The sequence below is a fragment of the Streptomyces abyssalis genome (assembly GCF_001751365.1).
In the GTDB taxonomy this organism is placed as follows: Bacteria; Actinomycetota; Actinomycetes; order Streptomycetales; family Streptomycetaceae; genus Streptomyces; species Streptomyces abyssalis.
Window position 1 is genome coordinate 1621622 of sequence record NZ_LJGT01000041.1, and the last position, 22385, is coordinate 1644006.

The 22385-nt window shown below is 72.3% G+C and carries 15 protein-coding genes and 1 pseudogene; 14 read left to right on the top strand and 2 right to left on the bottom strand.

The window, feature by feature from the left end; all coding sequences use genetic code 11:
* Positions 1-65: 65 nt before the first annotated feature.
* The 7 genes and pseudogenes from AN215_RS27710 to AN215_RS30585 all read left to right on the top strand — a co-directional run.
* Positions 66-1817 (top strand): annotated as a pseudogene (locus AN215_RS27710) (beta-ketoacyl [acyl carrier protein] synthase domain-containing protein); the annotation flags it as partial.
* A gap of 74 nt (positions 1818-1891) precedes the next feature.
* Positions 1892-3640, top strand: a complete 1749-nt coding sequence (locus AN215_RS27715) for an SDR family NAD(P)-dependent oxidoreductase (RefSeq protein ID WP_079123539.1) — start codon at positions 1892-1894, stop codon at positions 3638-3640.
* A gap of 5 nt (positions 3641-3645) precedes the next feature.
* Positions 3646-8601, top strand: a complete 4956-nt coding sequence (locus tag AN215_RS27720; protein ID WP_275521593.1) for a type I polyketide synthase — start codon at positions 3646-3648, stop codon at positions 8599-8601.
* Positions 8602-8686: 85 nt separating this feature from the next.
* Positions 8687-8941, top strand: coding sequence for an acyl carrier protein (locus AN215_RS27725; protein WP_245694778.1), 255 nt, complete (start codon positions 8687-8689; stop codon positions 8939-8941).
* 6 nt (positions 8942-8947) lie between these two features.
* Positions 8948-9814, top strand: a complete 867-nt coding sequence (locus AN215_RS27730) for an alpha/beta fold hydrolase (protein ID WP_070010475.1) — start codon at positions 8948-8950, stop codon at positions 9812-9814.
* Positions 9811-11007 carry a glycosyltransferase gene (locus tag AN215_RS27735; protein WP_070010474.1) on the top strand — a complete coding sequence of 399 codons (1197 nt, stop codon included), beginning with the start codon at positions 9811-9813 and terminating at the stop codon, positions 11005-11007. Before AN215_RS27730 ends, AN215_RS27735 begins: the two co-directional genes overlap by 4 nt.
* 31 nt (positions 11008-11038) lie before the next feature.
* Entirely contained in the window at positions 11039-13483 is a 2445-nt protein-coding gene (locus AN215_RS30585; RefSeq protein ID WP_245694744.1) for an ABC transporter ATP-binding protein, read from the top strand.
* Between the two features lie 122 nt (positions 13484-13605).
* Here the strand turns inward: AN215_RS30585 and AN215_RS27750 are convergent, their stop codons facing one another.
* On the bottom strand, positions 13606-14508 hold the full coding sequence (locus tag AN215_RS27750; RefSeq protein WP_245694745.1) for an SGNH/GDSL hydrolase family protein: 903 nt from the start codon (positions 14506-14508) through the stop codon (positions 13606-13608).
* A 399-nt stretch (positions 14509-14907) separates the two neighbouring features.
* Between AN215_RS27750 and AN215_RS27755 the strand changes: the two genes are divergently transcribed.
* From AN215_RS27755 to mmuM, 5 genes are all read left to right on the top strand, one after another.
* Entirely contained in the window at positions 14908-16206 is a 1299-nt protein-coding gene (locus AN215_RS27755) for an AAA family ATPase (protein WP_070031268.1), read from the top strand.
* 113 nt (positions 16207-16319) lie between these two features.
* Positions 16320-16655: a nucleotide pyrophosphohydrolase gene (locus AN215_RS27760; protein ID WP_253186463.1), complete on the top strand. Its 336-nt coding sequence runs from the start codon at positions 16320-16322 to the stop codon at positions 16653-16655.
* Positions 16656-16754: 99 nt separating this feature from the next.
* Complete coding sequence (locus AN215_RS27765) at positions 16755-17240, top strand: DUF6099 family protein (RefSeq protein ID WP_338057945.1); 486 nt, start codon at positions 16755-16757, stop codon at positions 17238-17240.
* Positions 17241-17415: 175 nt separating this feature from the next.
* Positions 17416-18336, top strand: a complete 921-nt coding sequence (locus AN215_RS27770) for an LLM class F420-dependent oxidoreductase (protein WP_070010471.1) — start codon at positions 17416-17418, stop codon at positions 18334-18336.
* Complete coding sequence (gene mmuM / locus AN215_RS27775) at positions 18333-19277, top strand: homocysteine S-methyltransferase (protein WP_070010470.1); 945 nt, start codon at positions 18333-18335, stop codon at positions 19275-19277. Before AN215_RS27770 ends, mmuM begins: the two co-directional genes overlap by 4 nt.
* Before the next feature lie 84 nt (positions 19278-19361).
* Here the strand turns inward: mmuM and AN215_RS27780 are convergent, their stop codons facing one another.
* The gene (locus AN215_RS27780) at positions 19362-20183 is read right to left on the bottom strand and encodes an alpha/beta hydrolase (RefSeq protein ID WP_245694747.1); all 822 of its coding nucleotides are present in this window, start codon (positions 20181-20183) and stop codon (positions 19362-19364) included.
* A gap of 98 nt (positions 20184-20281) precedes the next feature.
* On the opposite strand from AN215_RS27780, the gene AN215_RS27785 reads away from it, so the two are divergent.
* Together AN215_RS27785 and AN215_RS27790 are read left to right on the top strand one after the other, a co-directional pair.
* Positions 20282-20899: a TetR/AcrR family transcriptional regulator gene (locus AN215_RS27785; protein ID WP_070010469.1), complete on the top strand. Its 618-nt coding sequence runs from the start codon at positions 20282-20284 to the stop codon at positions 20897-20899.
* 153 nt (positions 20900-21052) lie between these two features.
* Positions 21053-22288 (top strand): arginine deiminase, encoded by a 1236-nt coding sequence (locus AN215_RS27790; RefSeq protein WP_070010468.1) that lies wholly within the window; start codon positions 21053-21055, stop codon positions 22286-22288.
* The last annotated feature ends 97 nt before the right edge of the window (positions 22289-22385 follow it).

Here is a 22385-nt window from a genome sequence, read left to right on the forward strand (position 1 = left end):
CCTCCCCGTCCTCCCCGCCCCCGTCGTCCCCCTCGTCGTCCCGCAGCCCGGTCGCGATCGTCGGCATGGCCGCTCTCTTCCCCGGCGCGGACGGCCTGGAGAGCTACTGGAAGAACATCACCGACGGCGTCGACGCGATCACCGAGGTGCCCGAGGGCCGCTGGGACGAGGACTTCTACGCCGCCGACGCGCCACGCCGTGCCGACCGCGTCTACTGCCGGCGCGGCGGATTCATCGACGGCACCGCCGAGTTCGACCTGACGCGGTTCGGCATCATGCCGAACTCGGTGCCCGGGACCGAGCCCGACCAGCTGATCGCCCTCGATGTGGCCCACCGCTCCATCGAGGACGCGGGCGGCGACGGCGTGCTGCCGGACGACCGGCAGCGGGCAGGGGTCGTACTGGGCCGCGGCGGATACCTCACGCCCGGCCTCGTCCGGCTCGACCAGCGGGTGCGTACGAGCAACCAGATCGTGCGCACACTCCGCGAGCTGGCGCCCGAACTGGGCGAGGACCGGCTGGAGGAGGTGCGGTCGGCGTTCGCGGAGCAACTCGGGCCCGAGGCACCGGAGTCGGCCATCGGCCTCGTGCCGAACCTGGCTGCCTCGCGGGTCGCCAACCGGCTCGACCTGCGCGGCCCCGCCTACACCGTCGACGCCGCGTGCGCGTCCTCGCTCGTGGCCGTCGACCACGCGGTGCGCGAACTCGACGCGGGACGCTGCGACATCATGCTCGCCGGCGGCGTGCACCACTGCCACGACATCACCCTGTGGTCCGTCTTCAGCCAGCTCGGCGCGCTCTCGCGCAGCCAGCGGATACGCCCGCTGCACCGCGGGGCGGACGGCGTCCTCATCGGCGAGGGCACCGGCGTCGTGGTGCTCAAGCGGCTGGAGGACGCCGAACGCGACGGCGACCGCGTGTACGCCGTCATACGCGGAACGGGCGTGGCCAGCGACGGGCGTTCGGCCAGCCTGTTCAACCCCGACCCCGGGGGCCAGGTGCGTGCCGTGCGGCAGGCCTGGGAGGCGGCGGGACTCGACCCGCTCGCGCCCGGCGCCATCGGACTGCTGGAGGCGCACGGCACCGCCACACCCGCGGGCGACGAGGCCGAACTGACCACGCTCGCCGAGGTGTTCGGGAGCGGGAGCGGTGCGGGTACCGGTGCGGACACGGGTGCGGACACGGGTGCGGACGCCGGTGCCGGTGGCACCGCCGGCACCGGCACGGACGCCCGTACCGGCACGGACGCGGACCGGCCCGCGGTCATCGGCTCGGTCAAGTCCATGATCGGCCACACGATGCCCGCCGCCGGCATCGCCGGACTCATCAAGGCCGCACTCGCCGTCCACCACGGGGTGCTGCCCCCGACGCTGCACTGCGACGACCCGCATCCCGCCCTGGCCCGTACGCGCTTCGCGCCGCTCGCGGAGGCCAGGCCCTGGGCCGAGCCCGAGGGAGGCGGACCCCGCAGGGCGGGCGTCAACGCCTTCGGCTTCGGCGGCATCAACGCACACGTCGTACTGGAGCAGCCTGCCGTGCGCCCCGCCGCGCAGACGTCCGGGGCGGCGCAGGCAGCGCCCGCCGCACAGCAGGCCGCCGCCGAACCGGACGCTCCGGCCCGTGCCGCGGCCACCGTCGCGGAACCCGAGCGGGTGCTGCGCCTCGCAGCCGAAAGCCCCCGGGCGCTCGCGGAGTTGCTGGACCAGGACGACGCGTCCGTGCTCGCGGCCGGACTCGACGAACGCACCCACGTCACCGAACCGTGCAGGCTGGGCGTCGTCGACCCGACGGAGCGCAGGCTGANCCGTCGGCGCCGCCGGTGTTGTCGGCGGATGCGGTGCTGGAGTCGGTGTTGTCGGTGGTGGCGGAGCGTACGGGTTATCCGGTGGACATGATCGAGCCGGGCTTGGATCTGGAGGCGGATCTGAGTGTGGATTCGATCAAGAGGGCTGAGATAGCGGGTGAGTTGGCGGTCCGGCTGGGGTTGCCTGCGGGCCGGGACGCGGATGTGGAGGAGCTGAGTACGGCTCGTACGGCTTCGGGTATCGCGGAACTCCTCGTCGCCGCACTCGGCGCCGCCTCTCCGGCCGCCGCGGTCCCAGTGGCCCCCGCGGCCGGCGAACCGCAGACTGCCGCCGTCTCCGAGGTGCCCTCTTCCGGCGGCACCTCCCACGCCGACGCCGTCGTCGTGGCCCCGCAGCGGCTCGAGTTCACCGAGACCGAACTGCCGGCGCCGCCCGCCCCCGACATCTCCGAGGGCACCGCCGTCACCGTTCTCGGCGGCGGCGCGCTCGGCACGCTCGTCGCGGAGCGGCTGCGGGAGGCGGGTGCGCTGCCGCAGACCGTGCCCGACGGGCAGCAACTCCCCGAGGACCTGGGCGAGATCGTCGTCCACCTGCAGGCGCTGGAGTCCCCGGACACCCAGCTGCCCGAGACCTTCCCGGTCTTCCAGAAGGTCCTGGCCGCCGGCCCGAAGCGGCTGCTCGCCGCCGACCGCCGTGCCGACGGCGCCGCGTCCGGGCTGCGCGGCTTCTTCCGCAGCGTCGCCCGCGAGTACGAGGACATGACCGCGACGCTCGTCGAGGTGGGCGCCGAGGACGCACCCGACACCGTCGCCCGCATCCTCGTCGCCGAACTCGGCGCCACCGAGCGCGAACCCGTCGTCCTCGCCGAGGGCGGACGCAGGCGCGCGCTGAAGCTGACCCCCACCGACCTGGGAGCGCTCGCCGCGACCGGCGCCGGACCGGCCGGCGACGGCGCAGCCGAAGCGGCCGCCGCGGGCATCGACCGCGACTCGGTCGTGCTGCTCGTCGGCGGTGCCCGCGGCATCACCGCGCGCTTCGCCCGTACGGTCGCCGCCGCGAGCCGCTGCCGCATCGAACTGCTGGGCCGTACCCCCGTGCCCCCGCAGACCGAGGACCCGGCGACGGCCTCCGCATCCGGACGCGACGAGCTGCGGGCCGCCTTCATCGCCTCCGGCATGACCTCGCCCGCCGAGATCGAACGGGCCGTCTCCGCCGTGCAAGCCGAACGCGAGGTGCGCCAGACCCTCGCCGCCCTGCGGGAGTCGGGCAGCCAGGCGCGCTACCGCTCCGTCGACGTGCTCGACGAGGAAGCGGTACGGGCCGCGGTGAAGGAGATGCACGCGGAGCACGGCAGGCTCGACGGAGTCGTCTACGCCGCCGGCGTCATCGAGGACAAGCTGATCGCCGAGAAGTCGCCCGAGTCCTTCACCCGCGTCTTCTCCACCAAGGCCGGCGGTGCCCGCGTACTGCTCGACGCGCTCGGCGCCCTGCCCGAATCACCCCGCTTCGCGGTGCTGTTCGGCAGCATCGCCGGGGCCCTGGGCAACCGCGGACAGGCCGACTACGCCGCCGCCAACGACGCCCTGGAGGAGCTCGGCAGGCGCTGGTCCACCGAGGACCGCCGCGGCCTGACCGTGCACTGGGGGCCGTGGGCACCGGCGGACGGCCCGGACGGAACCGGCAGCGGCATGGTGACCCCGGAGCTGATGCGCTCCTACGCGGCCCGCGGCATCCAGCTCGTCGACCCGGACGAGGGACCGCTGTGTCTGCTGCGCGAACTCGCCTGGGGAGCGCCTACGGTGCACGCGGTGGTCGCCGCCGCATCCGGATGGTGAGGGCAGTGTCCTCCCCGTCCTCCCCGCCCCCGTCGTCCCCCTCGTCGTCCCGCAGCCCGGTCGCGATCGTCGGCATGGCCGCTCTCTTCCCCGGCGCGGACGGCCTGGAGAGCTACTGGAAGAACATCACCGACGGCGTCGACGCGATCACCGAGGTGCCCGAGGGCCGCTGGGACGAGGACTTCTACGCCGCCGACGCGCCACGCCGTGCCGACCGCGTCTACTGCCGGCGCGGCGGATTCATCGACGGCACCGCCGAGTTCGACCTGACGCGGTTCGGCATCATGCCGAACTCGGTGCCCGGGACCGAGCCCGACCAGCTGATCGCCCTCGATGTGGCCCACCGCTCCATCGAGGACGCGGGCGGCGACGGCGTGCTGCCGGACGACCGGCAGCGGGCAGGGGTCGTACTGGGCCGCGGCGGATACCTCACGCCCGGCCTCGTCCGGCTCGACCAGCGGGTGCGTACGAGCAACCAGATCGTGCGCACACTCCGCGAGCTGGCGCCCGAACTGGGCGAGGACCGGCTGGAGGAGGTGCGGTCGGCGTTCGCGGAGCAACTCGGGCCCGAGGCACCGGAGTCGGCCATCGGCCTCGTGCCGAACCTGGCTGCCTCGCGGGTCGCCAACCGGCTCGACCTGCGCGGCCCCGCCTACACCGTCGACGCCGCGTGCGCGTCCTCGCTCGTGGCCGTCGACCACGCGGTGCGCGAACTCGACGCGGGACGCTGCGACATCATGCTCGCCGGCGGCGTGCACCACTGCCACGACATCACCCTGTGGTCCGTCTTCAGCCAGCTCGGCGCGCTCTCGCGCAGCCAGCGGATACGCCCGCTGCACCGCGGGGCGGACGGCGTCCTCATCGGCGAGGGCACCGGCGTCGTGGTGCTCAAGCGGCTGGAGGACGCCGAACGCGACGGCGACCGCGTGTACGCCGTCATACGCGGAACGGGCGTGGCCAGCGACGGGCGTTCGGCCAGCCTGTTCAACCCCGACCCCGGGGGCCAGGTGCGTGCCGTGCGGCAGGCCTGGGAGGCGGCGGGACTCGACCCGCTCGCGCCCGGCGCCATCGGACTGCTGGAGGCGCACGGCACCGCCACACCCGCGGGCGACGAGGCCGAACTGACCACGCTCGCCGAGGTGTTCGGGAGCGGGAGCGGTGCGGGTACCGGTGCGGACACGGGTGCGGACACGGGTGCGGACGCCGGTGCCGGTGGCACCGCCGGCACCGGCACGGACGCCCGTACCGGCACGGACGCGGACCGGCCCGCGGTCATCGGCTCGGTCAAGTCCATGATCGGCCACACGATGCCCGCCGCCGGCATCGCCGGACTCATCAAGGCCGCACTCGCCGTCCACCACGGGGTGCTGCCCCCGACGCTGCACTGCGACGACCCGCATCCCGCCCTGGCCCGTACGCGCTTCGCGCCGCTCGCGGAGGCCAGGCCCTGGGCCGAGCCCGAGGGAGGCGGACCCCGCAGGGCGGGCGTCAACGCCTTCGGCTTCGGCGGCATCAACGCACACGTCGTACTGGAGCAGCCTGCCGTGCGCCCCGCCGCGCAGACGTCCGGGGCGGCGCAGGCAGCGCCCGCCGCACAGCAGGCCGCCGCCGAACCGGACGCTCCGGCCCGTGCCGCGGCCACCGTCGCGGAACCCGAGCGGGTGCTGCGCCTCGCAGCCGAAAGCCCCCGGGCGCTCGCGGAGTTGCTGGACCAGGACGACGCGTCCGTGCTCGCGGCCGGACTCGACGAACGCACCCACGTCACCGAACCGTGCAGGCTGGGCGTCGTCGACCCGACGGAGCGCAGGCTGAAGCTCGCACGCAGGGCCGTCACGAAGGGCGCACCCTGGCCCGGACGCAGCGACGTGTGGTTCAGCCCCCGTCCGATACTCGGCAGCGCCGGCGGACGTACGGCGTTCGTCTTTCCCGGGCTGGAGGCCGAGTTCGACCCGCGTGCGGACGCGCTGGCCGAACGGTTCGGGCTGGACTTCTCGCACGGCAGGGAGGCGGAGGTCGGCGACGTCGGCCGGCACGGCGCCGCGGTCTTCCAGCTGGGCAGGGTTCTGGACGCCGCGCTGCGCCGGCTCGCCGTCGTCCCCGACGCGGTCGCCGGACACAGCGTCGGGGAGTGGACCGCGATGGCGGCGGGCGGCATTCACGCCGCGGACGAAGTCGACGCGTTCCTCGCCCGGTTCGACCCGGACGCGCTGCGCGTGCCCGGCGCGGTCTTCGGCGTACTCGGCATGTCCGCCGAGGACGTGCTCGCCGAGCTCCACGGACGCAAGGACGTGGTGCTCTCCCACGACAACGCCCCGAACCAGTCGATGATCTGCGGTCCCGAGGAGGCCGTCGAGGCGATCGTGCTGCGCATGCGGTCCCGCGGAGTGATCGGCCAGGTCCTGCCGTTCCGTTCCGGATTCCACACCCCGATGCTCGCCCCGTACCTCGGCCCCATCCGCGGTGCGGCGGAGACCTACCGGCTGCACCCGCAGACCACCCCCGTGTGGTCGGCCACCACCGCCTCGACGTACCCCCATGACCCGGACGACGTACGGGAGTTGTTCGTGCGGCATCTGCTGGAACCCGTGCGGTTCCGGCAGATGATCCTGGCGATGTACGACGCGGGCCACCGCGCGTTCATCCAGCTGGGCGCCGGGCAGCTGGGCTCCCTCATCGACGACACCCTCGCCGGCTGCGACCGGCTGGTGGTCTCCGCGCACGCGGGGACGCGGGACAGCCTCGCCCAGCTGCGCAGGGTCGTCACCGCCCTGTGGGTGGAGGGTGCCGAGCCGGACGTCGCACCCCTATTGGAGACGGGGGACGCGGCGCGCAGCGCGCCCAAGTCCCAGGCGAAGGCGGCCAGTTCACGGCCCCGCGTCCGGCTGGACCTCGACGGTGCACTGGTGTCGCTGCCCGGACGGATGCGGGGCAGCCTCACGGCGGAGACGGCGGAGACATCGGCTGCCGGAGCGGGAGGAGCCGCTGCCCCGGCACCCCCGGCGTCCCCCGCGGCACCCGCCTCCCCGGGCGCACCCGCCGTTCCGCCCGCGTCCGTTCCGATGGCCCGCCTCGACCAGGCGGCGGCACTCGATCCGCTCGCAGCCGAACTGGCCGCGCTGCTGGGCGAGACGGCGTCGGCGGCAGCCGATGTGCTCGACGCCGGGTCGCGCCGCTGCGAGGGGACCGCACGGGCGCTGCCGCGTCCACGGCGGCCCGTCGACCCCGGCCGCCTGCGGGGCGGTTCCACGCCGATCAGCGGCGCGGCACCGGCCGCACAGGGCCCCGCAGGTCCGGTGAGCCCCGTACCGCCGGCCTCCGGCGTGCCGTCCGTGCCTCCCCCGGACTCCGTCCCTGTGGTACCCCCGGTGCTGCGGGTCGGCGTCGAGGAGATGCCGTACCTGCTCGACCACTGCTTCTTCCGGCAACGGCCCGGCTGGCCCGACGTCGCCGACGGCTGGCCGATCGTGCCCGCCACCACAGTGATCAAGCACCTCATGGAGATCGCCGAACGTGCCGTGCCCGGCATGCGCGCGGTCGGCGTGCGTGACGTGCGGCTGCTGAAGTGGATCGAGGCCGTCCCCGCCCGCGACGTCCCCGTCGCCGTGCGCCTGACCGCGCCCGGAGAGGCAGAGGTCGAACTGACGGGCTCCTCCCGCGCGGTCGTCGAACTCGCCCCCCGGCACGAGGAACCTGCCCCGGACTCCGTCCGGGGGGTCCCCCAGGCGCCGTGGCCCGTCGACCCGGCCGTCGACCGCGTACCGCGGATGCGGGCCGAACAGCTCTACACGGAACGCTGGATGTTCCACGGCCCCCGCTTCCAGGGCGTGACCGAACTGACGGCGATCGGCGACCGGCACGTACGGGGCGTGCTCACCGCGCCGGAGGCTCCGGGCTCCCTGCTGGACAACGTCGGGCAGCTCCTGGGCTACTGGATCATGGCGACGCTCACGGAGCGTACGACGGTCTTCCCGGTGAGCGTGGACCACATGCGCTTCCACGGTCCCGAGCCGGGCGTCGGCGAGCGCCTCATCTGCTCGATCCGCATCACCGGCGTCACGGACAGCTCGCTGACCGCGGACATGCAGCTGCTCCACGAAGGCCGTGTCTGGGCCGAGTTGAAGGGCTGGACGGACCGCCGGTTCGACACCGATCCCGGCATTCGCGCGGTCGACCGCTTCCCGGGCTCCAACACGCTCTCCACCCGCCAACCGGAGGGCTGGTCCCTCGTGCACGAGCGCTGGCCGGACCTGGCGACGCGCGAACTGATCATGCGCAACATGCTCGGCGGTGCGGAGCGCGAGGGCTACGCCGGGCTTCCCCCCGTCCGCAGGCGGCAGTTCCTGCTCGGCAGGATCGCCGCGAAGGACGCGGTGCGCGAACTGCTGTGGGCGGAGGGCGCAGGCGACGTCTATCCGGCGGAGATCTCCGTGCACAACGACGACGGGGGCAGGCCCTTCGTACGCGGCGTGCACGGGCGCGAGGTCGGGGAGCTGACGCTCTCCATCGCGCACCGCGGCGAGTGCGGCGTGGCGATCGCCCGGCGCGGCCCGTGCGGCATCGACGTGGAGGAGATCACCGCCCGTCCGCGCGCCACCGTCGAGGCGGCGTGCGGGGAGGAGGAACTCGCCCTGCTGCGCGAGCTGGTGGAGAGCCGGCCGCCGCGGCGGGACGCGGAGGGTTCCGGGGCTTCCGGCGGTTCCGGGAGCGAGGAGGTCTGGTTCACGCGCCTGTGGGCGGCGAAGGAAGCCGTCGCGAAGATGCGTGGCACCGGACTGCGGGGCCGGCCGTCCGACTACCAGGTGGTCGCGGCGGACACCGACCGGCTCCGGGTGCGTCACGGGGGCGACTCGTACGAGGTGCGGGTGCGGGAAACATCCAATCCGCCGGGCTTGCCCGAGCGGCGGTATGTGGTCGCGTGGACGGCCGCCTACGACGAATCAGGAGTACGAGATGACCACTGACGCGACCGGTGTCGCGCCCGCGCAGCCGCAGAACGGGGCGCAGGCCCGAACCGATCCGGGGGCCGTCCTGGCGGACATCGCCGGCATGCTGCGCGAACTGCTGGAGGAGTACGGGCTCGACGAGGCCGAGATCGGACGGGAGACCACCTTCCACGACGATCTGGAGCTGGAGAGCATCGACCTGGTGTCGCTGTCGGGGTCGCTGCGCGAGCACTACGGGGACCGCGTCAACTTCGCCGAGTTCGTCGCCGATCTCGAACTCGACGAGATCATCGCGCTCACGGTCGGGCAACTGGTGGACTTCGTCGTCGAGTCGCTGCGCGCGACGGAAGCGGGCTGATACGGGATGAAGATCCGTACCGGTGACATCACCACCCACGTGCAGCACCTCCCCGCCGCGGTGCGTGAGGGGCAGCAGGGGGAGCCGCCTGTAGTGGTGTTCGTGCACGGGCTGCTCACCGACAGCCTGGCCAGCTACTACTTCACGCTCGGGCCCGCGTTCGCGGCGGCGGGCATCGACGTGATCATGTACGACCTGCGCGGGCACGGCCGCAGCGAACGCCCCTCGTCCGGCTATCAGGTGGAGTGCTTCGTCGACGACCTGATCGCACTGCTCGACGCGCTCGGCGAGCGGCGTCAGGTGCACCTCGTCGGCAACTCCTTCGGCGGCACGGTGGCCGCCGGTGCCGCCGCCTGGTATCCGGAGCGGATCGCGACCCTCACCCTCATCGAGGCCGAGCCGCCGGTCCAGCGGTGGACGCGGCACATGGCCGAAGGGCTCGCGCTCGCCAAGGAGCAGCTCGTGCACGAGGAGGTCATCGACTGGATCAAGGAGAACCGGGGTGCGCAGACCGCGCGCCTGTCGCGAATAGCCGGCCGCATCCTCAACTCCACGACGCTGGGTCAGGAGGTGTGGAGCGGACGCGTCATCGACGACGACCTGTCGGCGATCACCTGCCCGGTGCTGGCGATCTTCGGCGAGGAGTCGGGTCTCGTCGCCCAGGTACCGCTGTTCGAGAGCGCGCTCGACCGCTGCCGTACGGTCGTACTGCCCGACCAGGGGCACTCCGTACTGGTGGAGCGCACGAAGGAGACGCGCGACCTGCTGCTGGAGTGGATACGCGAGCACGACCTCCCTCAGCACCACGACGGCCACCGCGAGCACCGCGGCCACCGCGCACCCGTGCACCAACTGGCAGAGGCCCTGCGGTGACCAGCTTCCTCTTCGTCGTCCCCCCACTGGTCGGGCACACCAACCCGCTCCTGGGGGTCGCCGGCGAACTCGCCCGCAGGGGCCACCGGGTGGCCTGGGCCGGGTACGGCGACCAGATCCGCAGCCTGGCGGGGGAGGACGCCGAGGTGTACGAGACGCAGATGCCGGACGCCGAACTGCGCAGGCCGCCCAAGCTGACCGGGCCGGCCGCCTTCCGCTTCCTGTGGGAGGACTTCTTCGCACCGCTGGCCGGGCTGATGGCTCCCGGAGTCGAGGCCGCCGTCCAGGAGTACGGGCCGGACGTGGTCGTGGCCGACCAGCACGCCGTCGCCGGTGCGCTGGTGGCCGAGAGGCACGGCATCCCGTACGTCACGTCGGTGACGACCTCCGCCGAACTCACCGACCCGCTCTCCTCGATGCCGAAGGTCGAAGCCTGGCTCAGGGGCATCTTCGCGTCGCTGCGCGAGCAGTTCGGCGACTCACGGCACACCGGCGATCCCCGCTTCTCGCCGCACGGGATCATCGCCTTCACCGGCCGCGCCCTGCTCGGCGACGCCCCGCTGCCGTGGGACGGCGTACATCTGGTGGGCCCGGCGATCGCACCGCGGGCGCCGCGTTGCGACTTCCCCTACGGGGAGTTGGACCCGGAGCGCCGCAAGGTGCTGGTGACGCTGGGCACCGCGAACCTCGACGCGGGGGAACGGTTCCTCAAGGAGGCGGTCGCCGCGCTGGAGGAACTGCGCGGGACCGTACAGGGCATCGTCGTCGACCCCGGCGGGCTGCTCGGAGAGGAGCGCAAGCTGCCCGGACCGGGGCTGCTGCTGCGCGAGTTCGTGCCGCAGCTCGAGCTGCTTCCACACCTCGACGCCGTCGTGTGCCACGGCGGCCACAACACCGTGTGCGAGTCGCTGTGGCACGGCGTACCGCTCGTCCTCGCGCCGATCCGCGACGACCAGCCGATCGTCTCGGGACAGGTCGTCGACGCGGGCGCCGGGGTACGCGTCCGCTTCAACAGGGTGGACGCGGCACGGCTGGCCGCCGCCGTCAGCTCCGTGCTCGATCCGGCGAGCGGCCACAGGGCCGCGGCGGAGGAGATCGGCCGTTCCTTCCGTGAGGCCGGTGGTGCGCGGGCTGCGGCCGACCACCTCGGCCGTATCGCCGCACGCCCGGCGAACTACCAGGCAGCAGGCTGATTCCGCCCGACCAGCGACGTCAGGACCTCACATGACGCAGGCTCCCGGACCCCACGAGCCCTTCGGGTTCTTCCAGGGCACCCGGCCCCAGGCTCCGCCGCAGGCACCGCCCGTGCCCGAGCGGCCGGGCGACCCGCGGGCGAGCGTGCTGCGGATCGACCACCGCAAGCGCGCGCCGCTGCGGGTGCTGATGGGATACGCCCGTCCTCACCGCCTCGTCCTGTTCGCGACGCTGCTGCTCGTGCTCGCCTCCAGCGGCGCCGGCCTGATGCAGCCGCTCGTGGCTCAGCAAGTACTCACCGGGCTCTCGGACGGTGACGACGTCAAAGGCCCCGTCATCCTGCTCGGTGCCCTCGTGGTCGCCGGCGCCGGACTGACCGGACTCCAGTCGTGGTGGCAGCAGCGCACCTCGGAGCGAGTCGTGCGGCGCGTACGGCAGGACCTGGTGTTCCGGCTGATCAGGCTGCGCGTTCCCGAACTCGACCGCCGGCCGCCCGGCGACCTCATCGCCCGTGTGACGTCCGACAGCACACTGCTGCAGAACGCCGCCACGGAGGGCCTGATCCTGATCGCCAACGGCATCCTCAGCATCGCCGGAGCCGGCGTGCTGATGGGGATCGTGCATCTGCCGCTGCTCGGCGTGACGGTGGGCGTGCTGGTGACGGTCGGCCTGGTCATGGGCGGCATCCTGCCGCGCATCCGCAAGGCGGTCGCCCGTGCCCAGGAGTCGATCGGTGAGGTCGGTTCGGCGCTGGACCGCACGCTCGGCGCGGCCCGTACGGTGAAGGCCAACGGCGCGGAGGACCGGGAGACCGAGGTGGCCGACCGCGCCATCGACGGGGCCTACAAGGCGGGGCTCGTCGGCGCCAAGTACGTGGCGCTCGTGAAGATACTCTCAGGCGTCTCCATCCAGGCGGCGTTCCTCGCGGTGCTCGGGGTGGGCGGTGCGCTGGTCGCCTCCGGGGACCTGGGGACGCCCGAGCTGATCGCCTTCCTGCTCTACGTCTTCTACCTGGCCAGCCCGATCGGCTCCCTCGTCGGCGGACTGGGCATGCTTCAGCAGGGGCTCGGGGCTGTGGGCCGCATCGAGCAGATCAAGCGGATGGCCGTGGAGGCGGACGTCGACGAGGCACCCGAGGGAACCGCGGTTCCGGGTACGCCCGGAGCGCCCGGTGTGCCCGCCGCGCCGCGGGAGCTGCCACGGCATCCGGCGAGCGCGGGCGCGAGGCCCCCGGTGAACGGCGGGCCGAACCTTCCCGTGAACGGCGCACCGAACGGGCATGCGGACATGGCGCCGGAACTCCACGGCAACCCGGCGTCGACGATGAAACTGCAGGCGATCGGGGCGCGGGCGGCCGGCGTCCGCAGGCCGCCCACCATCGAGTTCCGCGACGTGCGCTTCTCGTACCCCGGCCGCGGCACGGCGCTCAAGGGCATCTCGTACACCATCCCCGGCGGCACCCAGACGGCACTCGTCGGTCTCTCCGGCGCCGGCAAGACCACGATGTTCGCGCTGCTCCAGCGCTTCTACGACCCCACGGCCGGCCAGATCATCATCGACGGCGTCGACATCGAGAGCATGCGCCGGGCCGAGGTGCGCCGCCGCATCGCGTACGTGGAGCAGGACTCGCCGGTGATGGCGGGCACGCTGGAGGACAACCTCAAGTACTCGGCGACGAACGCCTCCGAGGCCGACATCGCCGAGGCGCTGCGCGTGACGCGTCTCGACGCGCTGATCAGCCGCCTGCCGGACGGACTGCGCACGGAGGTGGGCAACCGCGGCGTCTCCCTCTCCGGCGGAGAACGCCAACGGCTCGCGATCGCACGGGCGTTGCTGCGCAAGCCGGAGGTGCTGCTGCTCGACGAGGCCACGGCGCAGCTCGACGCCCGCAACGAGCAGGCGCTGCGCGAGGCCGTGGACCAGGCGGCCCGCAGGTGCACCGTCATCCTCATCGCGCACCGCCTGTCCACGGTGACGCACGCGGACCAGATCGTGGTCATGGAGCACGGTGAGATCCGCGCGCTCGGCAGCCATGAGGAACTGGTGCGCGCCGACGGCCTCTACCGCGAACTCGCCGCCTCGCAGATGCTCGTGGGGGAGGAGGACGCGGGCACGCCGGGCGGCGGGTCCGGCGGTGCGGGGCCGGGCGGCGGAGCGGGGGGTGCGCGGGGCGGCACCGGCGATCACCAACGGCCCCCACAGTCGCAGGCACAGCCACCGGCACCACAGGCACAGCCACCGGCACCGGGGCCGGCAGAGGCCCCGCCCCGGTCACCAGGGCAGGCACCAGGACAGGCACCAGGTCAGGGACCGGCACCGGCTCCGCCGCAGGCAACCGGACCGGAACCCGGCCGGAGGCCTCCGCAGCAGGGGGCCGCACCGGGGGCCGCACCCGAACCCCCGCCCGGGCCGCCCGCGTCCGGGCGGCCTCCGGGGCGCCCCCTCACGTCGCCGGGCACCCCTCCGCGTCGTTGATCGCAGGCGCAACCTGACCGGCCGGACAGGCCACAGCGACCTCCGCAAGCCGGAAGGGCGCCCGCCGGAATCGGCGGACGCCCTTCACAACCCCGCCAGGGGCACTGCGGTATGACGGACGGTCAGCCCATCAGAGGGTTCAGGGCGGCGAGGTAGCCGTCCCGGTGCCCTTCGATGTTCGGGTGGTAGGACTCGTTGAGCTTGTCCCACTCCAGGCTGGTGACCCATTCGTCGTTGCCGGAGCAGATCGTGTGCGGGTCGAATACCGGCCGCGCGTCCAGGAATGTGAATCCTGCTTCCTTCGAGCGCGCGGACATGATCTCGGCGAGTGTGTCGGCCGCGGAGTTCAGTGCGGTCCGCTCCTTGTCACTCAGGCCGAGAATGCCGCAGTCACCTCCAATTGTGTAGAGACGCGGATATCCCACGACGATGACTTTCGCGGACGGTGCCGCCGCGCGCACGGCCGAGTACGTCTTGGAAAGCGCCGGCGACAGTGTGCTGCTCGCGGCGGCCTTCGCGGCCTCGACCCCGGCGATGCAGTCGGCGTCATCGACGGTGAGGATGCAGTTCTTCAGCACGTCGACGAATCCGACGTCGTTGCCGCCGACCTGCACGGTCACCAGGGACGTGTCGGGTGTCAACTGGCCGACCTGCGAGTTCATCACGTCGGCCGTGGTCGCCCCGGAGCACGACGCTTCCACGAATCCGACATCCGGGTGCGCGGCCGCCCACAGCCTCGGGTAGGCGGTGGGCCCACGCCGGCACGGGTCGTCCGGATTGTCGTACGTCTTCGTTCCTACAGCCACGGTGTAGGAATCACCGATAGCCACATATTTGCCCGCGGCAGCCTGTGATCCCGGAGCGACGAAGGCTATGGCCACCATCGCAAGCAATGCGGCGAACAGCAGCTTCAACGAGCGCATGAAGTTGTCTTCTCCGAAGGTGGGGGATGAGAACAGAACATCATAGAAATAGCAGCAGGCCTGCTCGCGTGGGTACGCCCGTGTGCGTAATTTTTGGATCACGTTTCGATAAACTCAGGGATTTTCGATCATGATTCGGTGATCAATTCAGGGTGGCAATACCGGCAAATGCGGGCGACTTTGATTCAAACTTGTCCGGTGTCACGGGAATGAAATTGCGGCTGCGATTCCCGGCGCGGGGCGGGTGCCGTCCGGGGCGTCCCGGCGGTGTGCGCGGGCCGGCGTCGCCGCGAGCCCGCTGCCTGCCGTGAAGACCCTTCACCATGTGGTCACTTCACCCGACGGTTCCCGTCACGCGCTCAACAGGCCTGCGGGCGCTTCGCGTTCGCAACCCCCTCCGTGGCAGGCGGAGGGCGACGCCGGTGCACGCGCTCGCTCTTTCGGGGGAGCGCCGGGCAGACGGAACGGTTCGGCTCCCGAGACGCTGCATACCGTCCCGGCATGCACGTCACGACGAACCGCCCGACGACCAGCACGACGAGCGCCTCCGCGTACGCGCCCGCCCGCGGAGGCGAAGAGGCCCCCGCAGCAGGTCGGTCGACCACCGCGACCGTGACCGCCCTGCACCTGTCGGCGTTCCGCGCGCTGCGCGACCGGACCGTCCCGCTCGGCCCCGTCACTGTGCTGACGGGGCCGAGCGGAAGCGGCAAGTCCGCAGCCCTGGAGGCGTACGAGGCGCTGGCACGGCTCGGCGGCGGCGAGGTGCTGGGCGAGGTCTTCGGCCGGGCGTCCGGCGGTGCGAGCGCGTACGTCCCCCGCAGTTCCCGTCCCGACGGCGAGGGCCGCAGGGGCTTCCGGCTCGGCTGCACGGTCGACGGCCCCGCCGGGCCCGTGCGGTTCGAACTCGCGGTGCAGGCCGAGCCCGTGCTGCGCATCGCGGGCGAGCGCCTTTCGGTGCCCGGCGGCCGCACCCTGCTCTCCACCGCCCTGCGCGACCCCTCGCGCCCCACCGTCCATGCCGAGTGGCACAGCGCCGGCTCCGGCCGCGTCACGCGGGCGAGGCTCCCGGGCGACCGGCTCGCCACGGCCCTCCTGCCGCTGCGGGTCGCCGGCGGCACGGAGGAGGAACGCCGGGTGCTGGCGGCCGCCGAGCAGGTCGTGGTGGCGCTGCGCTCCGTCTTCGCCTGCGACCCGCGTCCGGAGACGATGCGCGACCCGGTGGTCGCCGCCGACAGCCTGCTGCGCGGCGGGTGCGACAACGTGGCGGCGGTGCTGCGCCGTACACGCACGGAGTGCACCGTCCGGTACGGGCATCTCGTCGAGGCGTTGCGGGCCGGATGCGCCGGCCCGGTCTCGGACGTGGTCGCCGACGTCTCGCACGGGGCAGGCGAACAGGGGCGCGTGCGTGCGGCGATCGTCAGCGGCACCGCCGAGGGGAGGGGTGGAGCGGGAGAGTCCCGTACGCCCCTGGAGTGGCTGGGCGACGGGGAGTTGCGCTACGTGGCCATGGCGCTGGTGCTGCTCACGGGCCCCGGCGTGCTCTCGATGGACCCGGCGCAGGAGGTGCTCCCCGCACGGCAGGCGCTGACCGTGCTCGCCGACGGCCTCGACCGCGGTCTGGACACGGCGCAGACGGCCGGACTGACCGCGCTTGCGGTGCGGATGGGGCTGCGGGGGCATGTGCGGCTGCTCGCCGCGGTGAGCGAGGCGGGCGCGGCGGTGCTGGCCCGTGACCCGTCCGGACGGGTCACGGGGGAGGTGTGGCCCCAGGAGGTGTCCCTGGTAGACCTTGGGGCGTGAGCGAATCCCCTTCCCCCTCTTCGCCCTCGGCGTCCTCCGGCCACGAAACCTCCCCGCAGCCGCGTCCTGGCACGAGCCGTGACACGGACCCGGGCGCGTCGCCCGGCACCGCCGTGACGGTGGCCCAACTGCAGCGCAGACTCGCGGAGTTCGCCGCGGCCCGCGACTGGGGGCGGTATCACACGCCGAAGAATCTGGCCGCGGCGCTGAGCGTCGAGGCGGGCGAACTCGTGGAGATCTTCCAGTGGCTGACGCCCGAGGAGTCGGCTCGTGTGATGGAGCGCCCCGAGTCCGCGCAGCGGGTCGAGGACGAAGTCGCGGACGTCCTCTCGTATCTGCTCCAGTTCTGCGAGGTGCTGGGCGTGGACGTCCTGAAAGCGCTTGCCGCGAAGATCGAACGGAACGAGAAGCGTTTCCCGACTACCGGAACCGGTCACTCTATGAAGTGACGAACGAATAGGCGCAAGGCGGTATGTCCGGATTAGTAGCAATTTCCCTGACTTGCTTGCCTGTTGAATGTCACTCTCTGTAGTGACATCTGGAGGGAGGTGGCGCAGTTGGATGCCGTGCATCTCATCAAGGCCACCCGGCACGCGCTCGCCGAATGCGAGTCCGTGGAAGACATCATCGCCGAATCGTGGCAGGTACAGGCCCTCGCCGGGGCGATCGGGAGTCATCTCGCGGCGGGCGGCCCGCAGTCGGTACGGGTGGAGGCGCTCGGGCTGAGCGAAGCGGGCGCCCGTGCCTGCCGCGCGTGCGCCCCCTCCGGGCTCCCCGCCGGCGAGGTGTGCGAGGCGCATGATGCGCGTGCCGACCGGCTCTCCCAGATCCAGGACGCCAAGTGCGCTCTGTCCGACCTGAGCGGACTGCTTGCGGAGGCGGGTGTGGCACTCGTCCTCGTGGCCGTCACCGCCAGGGAGGAAGGGCTCTACTGGCAGTGCATCGAGGCCATCGACGCCGCCGACGAGTCGCAGGACCGGGTATCGGCCATTCTTCGGAGACTGGAGGTGCAGGAGCACGGTCCGGCGGCCTGAACGGACCGGTACGAGCCATGAGTTCCGCACCCTCCGCGCGCTTCCGCACGTTCCACGCCTTCCGCACGCCCCGCGCCGGAAGTGCGCGAGCCGCACGGGACCGCGGAGATTCCACCGCGGGCGCCACCTGCGTGGACCTGACCGGATGCGGACGGGGGTGAGGCAGGATGGCCTCATGAGGCTGCGCGTATTCACCGAACCCCAGCAAGGAGCGAGCTACGAGACGCTGCTGCGCGTCGCGAAGGCCGCCGAGGACCTGGACTTCGACGCCTTCTACCGGTCGGACCACTATCTCGCCATGGGCGGGGACGGCCTCCCCGGCCCGACCGACGCCTGGATCACCCTCGCCGGGCTGGCCCGTGAGACCAGCCGCATCAGACTGGGCACCCTCATGACCGCGGCCACCTTCCGGCTGCCGGGTCCGCTCGCCATCCAGGTCGCCCAGGTCGACGCCATGTCGGGCGGCCGCGTCGAACTGGGCCTGGGCAGCGGCTGGTTCGAGCAGGAGCACACGGCGTACGGAATTCCCTTCCCCAAGGAGAAGTTCAGCCGGCTGGAGGAGCAGCTGGAGATCATCACGGGTCTGTGGTCGACGCCCGTCGGCGAGAAGTTCGGCTACGACGGCACGCACTACACGCTGAGGGACTCGCCCGCGCTCCCCAAGCCCGCCCAGTCCACGGTGCCGTTGCTGATCGGCGGCCACGGCAAGGTGCGTACGCCCGCTCTCGCGGCCCGTTTCGCGGACGAGTTCAACATCCCGTTCGCCTCGCTGGAAGACACCCGGCGGCAGTTCGCCCGGGTGCGGGCTGCGGCCGGAGAGGCGGGACGGCCGGACGGCGACATCGTCATGTCCAACGCGCTCGTCGCGTGCGTCGGGAAGGACGACGCCGAGACCGCGCGCCGCGCCGCCGCCATCGGACGGGACGTGGCGGAGCTCAAGGAGCACGGCCTGGCCGGCTCGCCCGCCGAGGTCGTCGACAAGATCGGCCGCTACGGGCAGGCAGGTTCCTCCCGGATCTATCTGCAGATCCTCGACCTGTCCGACCTCGACCATCTCCAGCTGATCTCCGAGCAGGTGCGGACCCAGCTGCCGTGACGCGTCCCGCCGTCCCGCTGGGCACCGCCCTCGCCCGCGGCCCGCTCGTACTGGACGGCGGGCTCGCACACCAGCTGGAGGCCCAAGGCTGCGACCTGGGCGGTGAGTTGTGGACGGCGCGGCTCCTGCGCGACGACCCGGGGCAGATCGAGGCCGCGCATGCCGCGTACGTACGGGCAGGGGCGCGGGTGCTCATCACCGGCAGCTACCAGGCGTCGTTCGAGGGCTTCGCACGGGCAGGCGCGGACCGGCGGGAGGCTGCCGCGCTCTTCCGCCGCAGCGTCGCGCTCGCACGCGAGGCGGCGGGCCGGGCCCCGGATCCGGTGTGGGTCGCCGCCTCGGTCGGCCCGTACGGAGCGGTCACTGCCGACGGCGGCGAATACCGCGGCCGGTACGGGCTGAGCGTGCGCGAGCTCGCCGCCTTCCACCGCCCGCGGATCGAGGCCCTCGCCGAAGCCGAACCGGACGTGCTCGCGCTGGAGACGGTCCCGGACGCCGACGAGGTGGAGGCGCTGCTGGAGGCCGCGGACGGCTGCGGCGTACCGGTGTGGCTGAGCTGCACGGTCGCCGGTGACCGCACCCGCGCCGGGCAGCCCCTCGCGGACGCCTTCCGTCCGGCGGCGGGCCGGGACCAGGTCGTCGCCGCCGGCGTCAACTGCTGTGCGCCGGGCGACGCGGACCACGCGGTGGAGACCGCGTCGGCGGTGACAGGCAAGCCGGCCGTCGTCTACCCCAACAGCGGCGAGCGGTGGGGTGGCGCCGATGGCCGCACATGGCACGGCACGGACGTTTTCGCCGCAGGGCGACCGGGCGCAAGGGGTGCCGGAACGTCCCGGTCCTGGGCTCTTGGCTGGGTGGAGAGGGGCGCACGGCTGATCGGCGGTTGCTGCCGTGCCGGTCCGGCGCATGTCGCGGAGCTAGCACGCGAGTTGGCGCCCTGACGTGCGGACGAGCGCAGGTCGGACCGCTGCGCGTACGGGTCCGGTGTACTGCAGCCGACGGACGACGCCCAGGCGGCTCCCGTCTCAACTCCCGCTACGGGTCCCGGCGCTGTGGGCGACGGCCCATTCGAGAGCGCGGCCGACGACTTCCTCCCAGCCCGTCTCTCCGACGGTGAAGTGCGACCTGCCCGGGAACTCCATGTAGTGGGCGATGCCGGACTTGTAGCGCCGATGGTTCTCCCTGACCACGGATGCGGGGACGGTGCGGTCGGCGTCGCCCGCGACGAACAGCAGGGGTGCGCGGTCCGCTCTGCTGTAGTCGACCCTGGTGACGGCGCGCGGGTTGAGGTTGGCAAGCGCCGCCTGGAAGAGAGGGCGCGCCGGAGCGGGCACGTGGTAGGCCGACCAGGCCTCCCGGGAGTCCTCCTCGCTCAGGGCGTTGGCGAAGCCCCAGTGGAACTGTCCAGGAGTCAGCGGCACTCCCCGGTTCAGGTTGAACGGGTTGCCGATGGCGGGCAGCGCGGAACGCAGCTGCGCAGGCGGCACGCGGAAGACGCCCTTGGTCTGTCCCGGGTGGATGGCGACACCGGCTGCGCCGAGTCCGCGGTCGAGCAGAAGCTGGGTCACGAGGCCGCCCACCGAATGCCCCATGATGATCGGTGCCGTGTCCAGCCTGCTGATCAACTCGGCGTGGTGGTCGGTGATCTCGGTGATCCCGAGCCCCCCGACGAGCGAGGGGTCGGCACGCAGTTCCTCGATGGGGCGGTCCATGCGGGGCCAGGCCGGGGCGATGACCCTGTAGCCGCGGTCCTCCAGGTACGGGACCCAGTCGTGCCAGCTCAGCGGGGTCATCCAGAGGCCGTGTATGAGTACGACGGTGTCGGGCGCGGTGGTGCTCAGTGTCACCAGCTCCTAGGGAGAACGATCGGTCTTTCTGCTTACGCTATGTGGACCTATGGGGACTGTCAACGCAAGGAAGATCGACCGTTCAGTACGGTGATGGCATGAGTCCCGGATTCCCCGACACGGCGCCCACGCCCAGTCCGTCCGCCCCTCGGGACCGGCTCCTCGCCACCGCGTCCGCGCTGTTCTACGCGGAGGGCATCCATGCCGTCGGCGTCGAGCGCCTCATCACCCAGGCGAGCGTGACCCGTGCGACCTTCTACCGGCACTTCGGGGGCAAAGAGGAGCTGGTCACGGCATACGTCGAGGCGCAGGACGCGGCGTTGCGCGCCCAGTACGAGGAGGCGGCCCAGCTGATCGACGAGCCCGCCGGTCTCCTGCGGGCGCTCGTCGGCGGCATTTCCGAGACGGTCTGCGGGCCCGGCTTCCGCGGCTGTCCGTTCATCAACGCGGCGGCCGAGTACCCCGACCCTGCCACCCCGGTCCACCGTGCGGTTCTGGCTCACCGGACGTGGTTCCGCACCGTCCTGCTCGAACTGCTCGCGGCGGCCGGCCACTCGGACCCGCCCTGGGCGGCCCGAAGGCTCGTCATGATCCGGGACGGAGCCATGGTCGGCGGGTATCTGGGCGAGCGCGACGAGGTCGTCACCTCACTGGCGACCGTGGTGGACGAAGTGCTCGGCTCCGGTCGCACGGACATGGAGGCAGGTCCCGGGTGACCTGGGGGCGGACGGCAGTGGCTGACGGAATGCAGGGGTGAGCCCGGGATCCCCGCGTCCGGGAGCCGCGCACTTCCCGGACGGGAGGAGCCGATGCCCGGGATGTTGCGCAAACACTACGCGCGTCACATCCGCCTCGGAGAAGATGGAGACATGGGATTCCATGTCGACTCAGAGGCCGGACGGCTGCGCCGCGTCATCCTGCACCGTCCTGACCTGGAGCTGAAGCGGCTCACGCCGACGAACAAGGACGACCTCCTCTTCGACGACGTGCTGTGGGTCCGCCGTGCCCGCCAGGAGCACGACGCCCTGGCGGACGCGCTGCGCGACCGCGGAATCGCGGTGCATCTCTTCAGCGACCTGCTGGCCGAGACGCTGGACATCCCCGAGGCCCGCACCCTCGTCCTGGACCGCGTCTTCCACGAGAACGAGTACGGGCCGCTCGCCACCGCCCATCTGCGCGCCGCCTTCGACAGGTTGCCGACGAAGGAGCTGACGGAAGCGCTGGTCGGGGGCATGACCAAGCGGGAGTTCCTGGAGGCGTACGAGGAGCCGGCGTCCGTCCGCTTCCACGTGCTGGATCTGGACGGCTTCCTGCTCGCCCCGCTGCCCAATCACCTCTTCACGCGCGACACCTCCGCCTGGGTCTACGACGGCGTCTCGATCAACGCGATGCGCTGGCCCGCCCGTCAGCGCGAGACGGTGCACTTCGAGGCGATCTACCACCACCACCCGCTCTTCGCGGGGCCCGGCAGCCCCGCCTTCCACGTCTGGTCGGAGGGCCAGGGCGCGTATCCGTCCACCATCGAGGGCGGGGACGTGCTGGTCATCGGCTCGGGCGCGGTGCTGATCGGGATGAGTGAGCGCACCACGCCGCAGGCCGTGGAGATGCTGGCGCGGGGCCTCTTCGCGGCGGGCTCGGCCCGTACGATCGTGGCGCTCGACATGCCCAAGCGCCGCGCGTTCATGCACCTGGACACGGTGATGACGATGGTGGACGGCGACACCTTCACCCAGTACGAGGGCCTGGGCATGCTCCGCTCGTACACCATCGAGCCCGGCGGCAGCGCCAACGAGCTGAAGGTGACGGACCACCCGCCGGAGCACATGCACAGAGCCATCGCGGCGGCCCTCGGCCTGGACCACGTCCGCGTGCTCACGGCGACACAGGACGTGCACTCGGCGGAGCGCGAGCAGTGGGACGACGGGTGCAACGTGCTGGCCGTCGAACCGGGTGTCGTGCTCGCGTACGAACGGAACTTCACGACGAACACGTATCTGCGCAAGCAGGGCATCGAGGTGCTGGAGATCCCCGGCAGCGAGCTCGGCCGGGGCAGGGGCGGACCGCGGTGCATGAGCTGCCCGGTGGAGAGGGACCCGGTCCGGTAGCGAGGGCGGGCGGCCGCCGGGGAGCGGGCCCGCCAGACCGGACTGTATAGAGATTCGAGCGCCGGTATAGAATTCCAGGTCGGACATCGTCATCCCT

Coding starts and splice junctions, on each gene's coding strand:
- AN215_RS27725 (WP_245694778.1), top strand. CDS start 8,687: ATGCTGCGCGAACTGCTGGAGGAGTACGGGCTCGACGAGGCCGAGATC.
- AN215_RS27770 (WP_070010471.1), top strand. CDS start 17,416: ATGAGGCTGCGCGTATTCACCGAACCCCAGCAAGGAGCGAGCTACGAG.
- AN215_RS27785 (WP_070010469.1), top strand. CDS start 20,282: ATGAGTCCCGGATTCCCCGACACGGCGCCCACGCCCAGTCCGTCCGCC.
- AN215_RS27755 (WP_070031268.1), top strand. CDS start 14,908: ATGCACGTCACGACGAACCGCCCGACGACCAGCACGACGAGCGCCTCC.
- AN215_RS30585 (WP_245694744.1), top strand. CDS start 11,039: ATGACGCAGGCTCCCGGACCCCACGAGCCCTTCGGGTTCTTCCAGGGC.
- AN215_RS27715 (WP_079123539.1), top strand. CDS start 1,892: ATGATCGAGCCGGGCTTGGATCTGGAGGCGGATCTGAGTGTGGATTCG.
- AN215_RS27790 (WP_070010468.1), top strand. CDS start 21,053: ATGGGATTCCATGTCGACTCAGAGGCCGGACGGCTGCGCCGCGTCATC.
- AN215_RS27730 (WP_070010475.1), top strand. CDS start 8,948: ATGAAGATCCGTACCGGTGACATCACCACCCACGTGCAGCACCTCCCC.